This window comes from Cellulomonas hominis, from assembly GCF_005239125.1.
GTDB classification, from domain to species: Bacteria; Actinomycetota; Actinomycetes; order Actinomycetales; family Cellulomonadaceae; genus Cellulomonas; species Cellulomonas hominis_A.
In genome coordinates this window covers 1-9,416 of record NZ_SZYE01000156.1, presented here as the reverse complement: position 1 = coordinate 9,416, position 9,416 = coordinate 1, and the positions used below count along the sequence as shown (strand labels likewise).

At 77.5% G+C, this 9,416-nt stretch carries 9 protein-coding genes; 5 read left to right on the top strand and 4 right to left on the bottom strand.

The genetic code is table 11. The features are described 5' to 3' along the window. Nucleotides 1–897: M15 family metallopeptidase (locus tag FA014_RS15340; protein WP_230323224.1), on the top strand; the 897-nt coding region annotated here is incomplete at its 5' end. A 35-nt stretch (nt 898–932) separates the two neighbouring features. Here FA014_RS15340 and FA014_RS15335 read toward each other — a convergent pair. The 3 genes from FA014_RS15335 to FA014_RS15325 all read right to left on the bottom strand — a co-directional run bounded on the left by FA014_RS15335 (nt 933) and on the right by FA014_RS15325 (nt 4,553). Next, nucleotides 933–2,000 (bottom strand): YihY/virulence factor BrkB family protein, encoded by a 1,068-nt coding sequence (locus FA014_RS15335; protein ID WP_154730522.1) that lies wholly within the window; start codon nt 1,998–2,000, stop codon nt 933–935. A 79-nt stretch (nt 2,001–2,079) separates the two neighbouring features. Further along, nucleotides 2,080–2,517, bottom strand: coding sequence for a winged helix-turn-helix domain-containing protein (locus FA014_RS15330; protein WP_195969311.1), 438 nt, complete (start codon nt 2,515–2,517; stop codon nt 2,080–2,082). A 260-nt stretch (nt 2,518–2,777) separates the two neighbouring features. Next, nucleotides 2,778–4,553 (bottom strand): metallophosphoesterase family protein, encoded by a 1,776-nt coding sequence (locus tag FA014_RS15325; protein ID WP_154730520.1) that lies wholly within the window; start codon nt 4,551–4,553, stop codon nt 2,778–2,780. A gap of 100 nt (nt 4,554–4,653) precedes the next feature. On the opposite strand from FA014_RS15325, the gene FA014_RS15320 reads away from it, so the two are divergent. The 3 genes from FA014_RS15320 (at nt 4,654) to FA014_RS15310 (ending at nt 7,747) form a co-directional block, all read left to right on the top strand. Beyond that, complete coding sequence (locus FA014_RS15320; protein WP_154730519.1) at nt 4,654–5,628, top strand: cation diffusion facilitator family transporter; 975 nt, start codon at nt 4,654–4,656, stop codon at nt 5,626–5,628. A gap of 44 nt (nt 5,629–5,672) precedes the next feature. Then, entirely contained in the window at nt 5,673–7,010 is a 1,338-nt protein-coding gene (locus FA014_RS20970; protein WP_154730518.1) for a cytochrome P450, read from the top strand. Between the two features lie 344 nt (nt 7,011–7,354). Continuing rightward, a complete protein-coding gene (locus tag FA014_RS15310) occupies nt 7,355–7,747 on the top strand; it encodes a PASTA domain-containing protein (protein WP_154730517.1) in 393 nt (130 codons plus the stop codon). A 301-nt stretch (nt 7,748–8,048) separates the two neighbouring features. Here the strand turns inward: FA014_RS15310 and FA014_RS15305 are convergent, their stop codons facing one another. Next, nucleotides 8,049–8,813, bottom strand: a complete 765-nt coding sequence (locus FA014_RS15305; protein WP_154730516.1) for a fructosamine kinase family protein — start codon at nt 8,811–8,813, stop codon at nt 8,049–8,051. 54 nt (nt 8,814–8,867) lie between these two features. On the opposite strand from FA014_RS15305, the gene FA014_RS15300 reads away from it, so the two are divergent. After that, the coding region (locus FA014_RS15300; RefSeq protein ID WP_328288210.1) for an aminoglycoside phosphotransferase family protein at nt 8,868–9,416 on the top strand (549 nt) is incomplete at its 3' end.

The following is a 9,416-nucleotide window of genomic DNA, read 5'->3' as shown; positions in this document are numbered from 1 at the left end:
TCTGCGCGGTGGACGGCCCGGGCCGCGGCCGAGGAGCCGGCCGTGACGGCCGAGTCCGCGCTGCTCGCGCGGGCCGCGCTCGACGCCGCGACCGGGGTGGAGCCGCTGCGGGTGTCGCCGCAGCCGCTGGACGACCTGCCCGGGCTGGACGCGGCCGTCATGCGCCTGACCGACGCCTGGTCCCAGCCGGCGGCGACCCCCGGGGACCGCGTGGCCGCGGCCCTGCGGGTGCGGGAGTCGGCCGGTGCGGTCTTCCGGCTGGCGCTGGCCGTGGAGCGCAGCGTGCCGGTGGCGGCGGAGCGCGCCGCCGGGGACGGCGGAGGCCTGGAGCAGGTCGAGCAGGCCGTGACCGAGGCCGCCCGCGCCGCGGCGGACCTCCCGGTGCTCGACGGGCGCGTCGTGGGCGCCGCGGTGCGCACGGGCGGCGGGAACGGCCGCGCGGCCGGGCTGCTCGCGGACGGCACGGTGGACCCCGCGCTGCTCTGCCCGGTGCCGTTCGCCCCCGGCGCGCGGCTGCGGTGCGACGCGGTCACCGCGCTGGTCGCCCTGAACGCGGAGTTCCGTGCGGACCACGGGACCGACCTGCCCGTCGGCAGCACGTACCGGACCTACGCCGAGCAGTCGGCGCTGAAGGCCGCGAAGGGCGGCCTGGCGGCCCCCGCCGGCGTCTCGCACCACGGCTGGGGCGTGGCGGTCGACTTCGCCGGGTTCGGCGGGGTGGGGCAGTTCGACTCGCCGCTGTACGCGTGGATGACGGAGCACGGTCCGGCGCACGGGTGGGAGCACCCCGCCTGGGCCGGCCCGGGGGGCTCCGGTCCGCTGGAGCCGTGGCACTGGGAGTACACCGGCGCTCCGGCGCCGGGCGCCCCCGCCGGGACCGGCCCCGCCGGCCCCTGAACCGGCGGCGGGCCGGGCTCGCCCCCGCCGGCGGGTCAGCGCGGCGGGCGGGTGCGGCGCGACTCCCGCAGCAGCCGCCCGCGGCGCACGTCCTCCTCGGCCTTCGCCCGCTTCTTCTCGCTGGCACGGGTGTCGCGGGGCGGCAGCTGGATGGTGCGCTCCGCCTCGATGCCGCCCTGGAGCTCGCGGCCGCGCTCGATCTCGGCGTCCAGCTCGGCGCCGAACAGCAGGGCGAGGTTGGTGATCCACAGCCACAGCAGCAGGACGATGGCGCCGGCGAGGGAGCCGTAGGTGCTGCCGTACGACCCGAAGTTGGCGACGTAGAACCCGAAGGCGAGCGACGCCAGGATCCACACGACGACGGCCACCAGGGCGCCGACGCTCATCCAGCGGAACTTGGGCTGCCGGACGTTCGGCGTGAAGTAGTAGAGGATCGCGATGGCGACGATCACGAGCAGCAGCACGACCGGCCACTTGGCGATGTTCCAGGCGGTCACGGCGGCCGAGCTCAGGCCGATCGCGTCGCCCACGGTCTCGGCGATGCCGCCCGAGAGCACGACGGCCACCACGATCACCACGGCGAACAGCACCAGCACCAGCGTGACCAGGAGCAGGACCGGGCGCAGCTTCCAGATCGGGCGGCCCTCGTCGATCTCGTAGACCCGGTTGATGCCGCGGCTGAAGGCGTTCACGTACCCGGAGGCCGACCACAGCGCGACCACCAGCGAGATCACGAACGTCAGGCCGGCGCCGGGGGAGTTGGTGAGGTTCTCCAGGATCGGCTGCAGCGTCTGCTCCGCGGAGTCCTGGCCGATGATCCCGGTGGCGGTCGACACCAGGTCCTCGACGAGCTGCTGCCCGTCGCCGACCAGGCCGAGGATCGACACGACGGCCAGCAGGCCCGGTGCGATCGCCAGCACGGCGTAATAGGTCAATGCCGCGGCCAGGTCGGTGCACTGGTCGTGGTTGAACTCGCGAACGGTCGTGCGCAGCACGTACTTCCACGACCGCTTGGTCAGGTCGTCGGGGGAGTCGGGCTTGCGCGGGTCGTCCGGGGCCGGGGCGTCGGCCCGCTCGGTGCTCGTCTGGTCGTCGTGGGCCACGGGGACCTCCTGGGCGGTGCGGCGGTGTTCCGGTCGCCAGCGTCACCCGCCCGGGCCCGGCCCGCCACAGGAACGGGTCTCAGCCCTCGATGCGCAGTCCGTCCAGGACGTTGAGCCGGTAGCCGACGCCGCGGACCGTCGCGATCAGCCCGTCGAGCCCGGACTTGGCGCGGACCCGCCGGACGTGGACGTCGACGGTGCGGGTGCGGTCGGACAGGTCCTGGCTGCGCCAGGCGCCGTCGTACAGCTCGTCGCGGGTCACCACCCGGCCCGCCGAGCGGGCGAGGTACGCCACCAGGTCGAACTCCTGGCGGGTCAGGTCGACGTCCTGGCCGTCGACGGCGAGGCGGCGGCCGGGCAGGTCGACGAGCACCGCGGGGGTCAGGGGCAGCGCGGCCAGCAGCTCCTCGAACCGGCGCAGGTCCGCCTGCGAGGGCAGGTCGGCGGCGGGCTCGGCGGGCCGCCGGGCGGGGTGGGCGGTGGGGCGGGTGGACGTGGCAGGGGTCAGGACGCTCACGGGGGTGCTCCTCGGGGGTCCGCCGCTCGCGGCGGCGGGGCGGGACGACGACGTCCCGCGCGGATCTGACGGCAGGGGTGGCGGTCAGGCCCGACAGAGCGGACACGCGCAGGCGAGCCGCGGCGAGCGGCACGTCGGGAGCGCGGAGGTCATGGCGGCGAGTGTGGCACGCGGCACCGGGCGCCGCACGGATCCGGCGCCGGCGTCTCAGGTCGCGGACGGACGTGTCGCCGGGCGGCGCCCCGGCCGGGGAGCGGGCGTCAGCCCTGGGCGGGCGCCGTCGCCGCGCCGGTGGGCGTCGCCGTCGGCACCTCGTCCGCCTCCTCGGGCACCGGGACGACCTCCGGCCAGGGCTCCGGGTCGTGCACGACCGCACTGGCGTCGGTGCCGATCTCCACCAGCTGCCAGTCGAGGATCTGCCGGCTGTCCGGGTCCCAGCGCAGCAGCGTCATCTCGGCGGTGCCCTTCAGCGGACCGATCCGCGGCTCGTTCTCCTGGGCACCCGCCGTGGAGGAGGAGATGTACCGGATGCCCTCGCCGATCTGCTCGGGGTCCGTGCGGGTGTGCATGTGCCCGGAGACGAGCGCGGGCACGCAGCCGTCGGCGAGCAGCGCCGGCGCCGTGCGCGGGTTGTGGAACAGCACCAGGTCGACCCCGTCCGGCTCGTCGCAGGCGACGTCCGAGAGCCGCTCGCCGACCTCGGCGTAGGACTCGTCCTGGGTCTGCGTCGTGATCAGGCGGGTGGCCTTCGGGTCCTTGTCGCCGAGGATCCGCATGCCGCGCACGTCGATGACGCCGCCGTCCAGGACGGTCGCGCCGGCACGCGCGTACTGGGCGGTGGTCTCGGCCGAGTCGTGGTTGCCCGGCGCGGTGACGAGGTCGACGCCGCGCGGGACGGCGCGGGCGAAGGTCGTCACGCAGTACTGCTCCACCGAGGTGCCGTTCATCGTGGTGTCGCCCGCGTCGAGGACGACCTCGGCGCCGGACCGCTCGACGAGCGAGGTGATCAGCGGCGCCATGCCGACGTTGCAGTGCAGGTCGGAGATGACCAGGAGGGTGAGCGGCTCCGCCTCCTCGTCGGTGGACTCCTCGGGCGTGGGCGCGGCGCTCGACCCGGCCGTGGCGGTCGCGTCCGGGGTGGGGTCGCCGGCCGGCGAGCCCGCCCCGTCCTCGTCGTCGGCGTCGTGGTCGGCCGCGGCCTCGACGGTGGCGCGCCGCGCCTCCCAGTCGTCCCAGGCGGCGACCAGCGCGCCGTCGGCCCGGTCGTAGAAGTCCTCGTTGTCCTGGAACGCCTTCACGACGAGCCCGCCGTAGGTGTCGACGATGCCGCCGAGCCGGCCGGTGATCCGCGCGCCCTCGAGCGGCGTGCCGTCGAACACGGCCGAGGTCCGCTGCGACGACGTGCGCTCCGCGGCGTCCCCGCGCTCGCTCGCCGTCACCAGCGTGCCGACCAGCACGACCGCGAGCCCCCCGGCGGTGAGCTGCGCGGCGTGCGGCGTGAGCCGCGCCCCCAGCTCGGCGCGGCGGGCGGCCCCGAGCAGCCACCAGCCCGCGGTCCACACCGCGACCAGCACGACCAGCGCGGCGAGCGTCCGCCACAGCGCGTTCGCGACCAGCGCGCGCGCCGCGTCCTCGATCGTCGCCTGCGGCCCGGTGAAGAACTGCAGGTAGGAGCTCAGGTCCCCGGTCAGCGCCTGGAGCGTGTCGACGCCGTGCAGCGCGTCGACGTCGGCGGGGATCTCCTCGACCGTGACCCGCGCGCCGAGGCCGAGCGGCAGCGGCGAGTCGATCTGCAGCGTGCCGAGCGGCCCGAGGTCGACGGTCACGGTCGCGTCGGTGGTGACGTCGTACCGCGCCTCGTGCGGGCCGAAGCTCGACTCGGCGGTGGCGGTGGTGACGCCGAAGACGAGCGCGGCGAGCAGCGCGACGACGGCGAGCAGGGCGCGCACCACCCACCGGCGGCGGCGGCCGGCGCGGTCCGGGGCGGCCGCCGGGGACGGGGGCGCGTCGGGTGCGGGGGCGTCGGGTCCAGGCATCGCGTCGAGCCTAGACGGGACCGCGTCCGGCCGTCGCGCCACCGCCGCCGGCGACCCGCCCGGCCGTGCGGGTCGCCCGGCGCTGTGCTAGTCCGGGAGCATGACCAGCCCCGTCACCACCCCGGACGGCCCGCGAGCCCCGGCGGGCGGCCAGGACGAGAGCACGCTCACCGTGGTCGTCGCGTTCACCGCCAACGCGCTGATCGCGGTCGCCAAGACCGTCGCCGCGGTGCTCACCGGGGCGGCCTCGATGCTCGCGGAGGCGGCGCACTCCTGGGCGGACACCGGCAACGAGGTGTTCCTGCTGCTGGCCCAGCGCCGCTCGGCCCGGGAGCCGGACCGCGCGCACCCCCTCGGCTACGGGCGCGAGGTCTACGTGTGGTCGCTGTTCGCCGCGATCGGGCTGTTCGCGGTCGGCGCCGGGGTGTCCATCACCCACGGCATCCAGGAGCTCGTGCACCCGGAGCCCGCGTCGTCGTACGTCGTGGCCTACGTGGTGCTGGGCGTGTCGCTCCTGCTGGAGGGCACCTCGTTCCTGCAGGCCTGGCGGCAGGCGCGCCGGGCGGCCGCGCGGCGCGACATGGACCTCTGGGAGCACGTGCTCGCCACGTCCGACCCGACGGTGCGGGCGGTGTTCTTCGAGGACGCGGCGGCGCTGGTGGGGATCGTCATCGCCGGCACCGGCATCGCGCTGCACCAGGTCACCGGGTCGCCGGTCCCGGACGCCGTCGGCTCGATCCTGGTCGGCGTGCTGCTCGCCGTGGTCGCCGTGCTGCTCATCGACCGGAACCGCCGGTTCCTGGTGGGGGAGACGGCCGACCCCGCGCTGCAGGGCGCGGCGGTGCGGGCGCTGCTCGCCATGCCGGAGGTCGCGCGGGTGACCCAGCTGCGGCTGGAGGTGGTCGGTGCGCGTCAGCTGTTCCTCGTCGGTGCGGTCGACCTCGCGGGCAACCCGGCCGAGGACGAGGCGTCGCACGTGCTGGCCGCCGTCGAGCGGCAGGTCGCCGCGGTGCCGGGCGTCGTGGGCGCGGTGCTGTCGCTGTCCGAGCCCGAGGAGGCCGCGCTCACGCCCTGACCCCGCCCGCGCACCCCGCCGCCCGGCACCTCGGAAGGACCCGCATGCCGCACGCCACCGTCAGCCCCCGCACCCCCGTGGACCTGGGACCGGCCCGGTCCGCCGCCGTCGCGGCGCGGGTGCTCGGCCCGCTCGTCGCCCAGGGCGCCGTCGTCCGACGCCCCCGTGCCACCGCCTGGGCCGAGCGGCACCAGACCGACCGGTCCGCGGGCGCGCTGCCGCGGGACCTGCGGCGGGAGCACGCAGGCGCCCCGGTGGTCCTGCGGCTGGGCCCGCGCCGGGTGGTGCTGCCGCTCGACGCCGGGGACGTGGGCGCCCTGCTCGCCGGCTCGCCCGAGCCGTTCAGCCCCGCGACGGTGGAGAAGCGCGCGGCGCTCGGGCACTTCGAGCCCGACGCCGTCCTGATCTCGCCGCCCGGACGGCGGCCCGCCCGGCGGCTGCTCAACGAGCAGGCGCTCGACACGTCCGAGCCGGTGCACCGGGACGCCGCCCCGCTGCTCGCGGCCGTCGACCGCGAGGCCGCGGCGCTGCTCGCGACCGTCGGGCGGAGCGGCGTGCTCGACTGGGACACCTTCGCCCCGGCGTTCTGGCGGACGGTCCGCACGGTCGTCCTGGGCGGGTCAGCGCGCGACGACGACCGGGTCACCGACGTCCTGCAGACGCTCCGGCAGGCCGCGAACTGGGCGTACCTGCGCCCGCGCCGGCCGCGGCTGCGCGCCGAGCTCGCCGACCGGCTGCACGCGTACGTGCGGCGCGCGGAGCCCGGCAGCCTGATCGCGCACGCCGCGGCCGCGCAGGCGGACCGCGGTGTGGACCCCGCCGGTCAGGTGCCGCAGTGGCTGTTCGCCTTCGACGCGGCCGGCGCCGCGGTGCTGCGCGCGCTCGCCGTCGCGGCCGCCCGGCCCGCCGTCCGGGACCTGCTGCGGGCGGAGGCGGCGTCCGGTGCCGCGATGCAGCCGTACGCGCGCGGGGCGGTCCTGGAGTCGGTGCGGCTCTGGCCGACCACGCTCGTGGTGCTCCGGGACAGCACGGCGCCGACGACGTGGGGCGAGCGGGTGCTGCCCGCGGGCACGGGCTTCGCGGTGGTGAGCGCCCACTTCCACCGGGACCCCGAGCGGCTCGGCACCGCGGACGCGTGGGCGCCCGAGGCGTGGCTGGACGGGCGCGCCGACGCCGACTGGGGGCTGCTGCCGTTCAGCGGCGGACCGGTGTCCTGCCCGGGGCGCAACGTCGTGCTGCTCGTCGCGGGGCGGCTGCTCGCCCGGCTGTCCGAGGCCGACCTCGTGTTCCCGCGGGCCCGGTACCTCGCCGCCGACCCGCTGCCCGCGACCTTCGACCACTACGGCGCGCGGTTCCGGACCGGGACGCGGGCCGCGGACTGACCGGCGGCCCCGGGCACGCGGCCCGGGGCCCCGTCCGGGAGCGTCCCGGGGCACCCGGCCGGGGTGCGCGGGCGGGTGAACGCCTGGGCCGTCCGGGCGCCTCCGCTGGTGGCTGCGTCACAGTTCCCCGAAATACGGACGAAACCTGTCGCCCGACAGGCGTAAAGTGGGCCCCGAGGGCGCGTCGCCCGCCGGGGCCAGTCCCGGGCGGCCGCTCGACTGCCGACGACGGCCGCCTGCGAGCCGCAGCGCGGCGCGTTCGCCCGTCCCGCGCCCTCCGCGGCGACCGGCGACCCCGGGGGCCGCGGTCCGTGACGCACCGCAACAGCCCAGGAGGGCCCCCGATGAACACGTCCATCGCCCGAGCCGGTCGCCGGACCACGCGCACCCTCAGCGTGGCCGCCGCCGCCGTCGCGACGGTCTCCCTGCTCGCCGCCTGCGCCTCCGCCGAGGGCGGCACGTCGGCGGGCTCCGCGTCCGACGACACCACCACCGCGTCGGCCGAGGCGAAGGAGGTCCAGGTCATCGACCAGACCAACCTGCTCCTCACCACCGCGCAGGAGACCCTCGAGGCCCGCGGCCTCGAGGTCCAGGTCGCCGACGCGTCCGGCCAGGGCCGCGCGATCGACGACCCGACGCAGTGGGTCGTCGTGACCCAGGACCCCACGTCCGGCTCGGTCGAGGCGGGCACCGAGGTCACCCTCACGGTCCGCATGACCACCGACCCGGTGGGCTGACCGGAATAAACGCTGGCGCCGCCGCGCTGGACCGGGTGAGACTGAGAGCTCCCGGTCCGCGCGGCGGTGCAGCATCCCGCCGCGGAGGGACCGGCCCGGACGCGGAGCACGCGCCCCTCGTGAGGGGTGGACGGACGCGGGACGGGTGGCTCGTCACCGACGGCCCTCAACGAGGCCGGGGCGGATCAGGTCGCGCGGGAGAAGGACAAGCGGGCGCGGCGGACGGTGGCGTACAGGTGCTGACCCCTCGGGGCGTCCGCGCCGCCGGGTCGGCGACCGACCCGGCCGGCCGGCCGCCCCCTCAGACGTAGGGCGCCGCGAGGCGGCGCAGCTGGGCGGCGTACCCGCCGCCGAACAGCACGGCGTGCATGCCCACCGGGTACACCTGGTGCAGCGCGACCCGGTGCTGCCACCCGCGGCGCAGCGGGTGCACCTCCTGGTAGGCGTCCAGGACGTCCGCCAGGTGCGGGCAGCCGAACAGCGCGAGCATCGCCAGGTCGGACTCCCGGTGGCCGCCGTGCGCGGCCGGGTCGATCAGCGTCGCGCCCTGCGGCGTCCACAGCACGTTCCCGGACCACAGGTCGCCGTGCAGCCGGGCGGGCGCGTCGTCATCGTCCCAGTCCCCGGCGCGCAGCCGGGCCGCGAGCCGGTGCAGCAGGGCGAGGTCGTCCCGCCCGAGGGCCCGGCGGCTCTCCGCCGCCGCGGCGAGCGGCTCGATCCGGCAGTCGGCGAGGAACGCGCCCCACCGCTTGTGGTCGCCGGCGGGCATGGGCAGCGGCTGGTCCAGCGGCCCGAAGAACCCGTCGCCGGACCAGCCGTCGGGCGGGCTGCCGAACCGCTGCGCTCCGGCGTCGTGCGTGACGGCGAGCCCCCGGCCCAGATCGCGCGCCGCCCGGCGGGTCGGCGGCACCTCGGTGAGCGCGGCGAGGTCCAGGTGGTCCGGCCCGACGTCGAGCACCTCGACGACCGGTGCGCCGCCCCGGACCCGCAGCCAGCGCAGGCCTGCCGCCTCGCACGCGAAGAACCCGGCCGGCGCGCCCGCGCGGCGCTTGCGGTAGCTGTCCATGCGGCCTCCTCCGTGCGGGCGGGGCGGCGGCGCGGTCCGGCTAGCCTGGCGCCCGTGCCTGCCGACGCTGAGGCGATCCTGGTGAGCGCGGCCGGCGCGCCGGGGGAGGCGCGCCGTGCCGGGGGTGCCCGCCCGGCGCCGGTCCTGCCCGCCGCGCTCCGTTCCGGCGCGGGCCGCACGCCGGAGGGCGCGGCCTGGCTGGCGCGCCTGCCCCGCCTGGTCGACCGCGCCGTCCGGCGGTGGGGCCTGGAGCTCGGCGACCCGTTCGCCTCGGGCTCGGCCTCGTGGTGCGCGCCCGCACGCGACGCGGCCGGCCGGGACCTGGTGCTCAAGGTGTCGTTCCCGCACGACGAGGCGCGCCACGAGGCGGCGGTGCTGCGGGCCTGGGGCGGGCGGGGCGCGCCGGCGCTGGTCGACGCGCACGAGGGCGACTGGGCGCTGCTGCTGGGGCGGGTGCGGCCCGGGACCCCCATGCGGGCCGTGCGGACGCCGGCGACCCGCCGGCTGGCCGAGGCGGCGGACCTGCTGCGCGTCCTGCACGCCGCGCCGGCGCCCGCCGGCCTGCCCGCGCTGGCCGACGTCGCGGGCGGGCTCGGCGACCAG

Coding starts and splice junctions, on each gene's coding strand:
- FA014_RS15320 (WP_154730519.1), top strand. CDS start 4,654: ATGACCAGCCCCGTCACCACCCCGGACGGCCCGCGAGCCCCGGCGGGC.
- FA014_RS15325 (WP_154730520.1), bottom strand. CDS start 4,553: ATGCCTGGACCCGACGCCCCCGCACCCGACGCGCCCCCGTCCCCGGCG.
- FA014_RS15305 (WP_154730516.1), bottom strand. CDS start 8,813: ATGGACAGCTACCGCAAGCGCCGCGCGGGCGCGCCGGCCGGGTTCTTC.
- FA014_RS20970 (WP_154730518.1), top strand. CDS start 5,673: ATGCCGCACGCCACCGTCAGCCCCCGCACCCCCGTGGACCTGGGACCG.
- FA014_RS15310 (WP_154730517.1), top strand. CDS start 7,355: ATGAACACGTCCATCGCCCGAGCCGGTCGCCGGACCACGCGCACCCTC.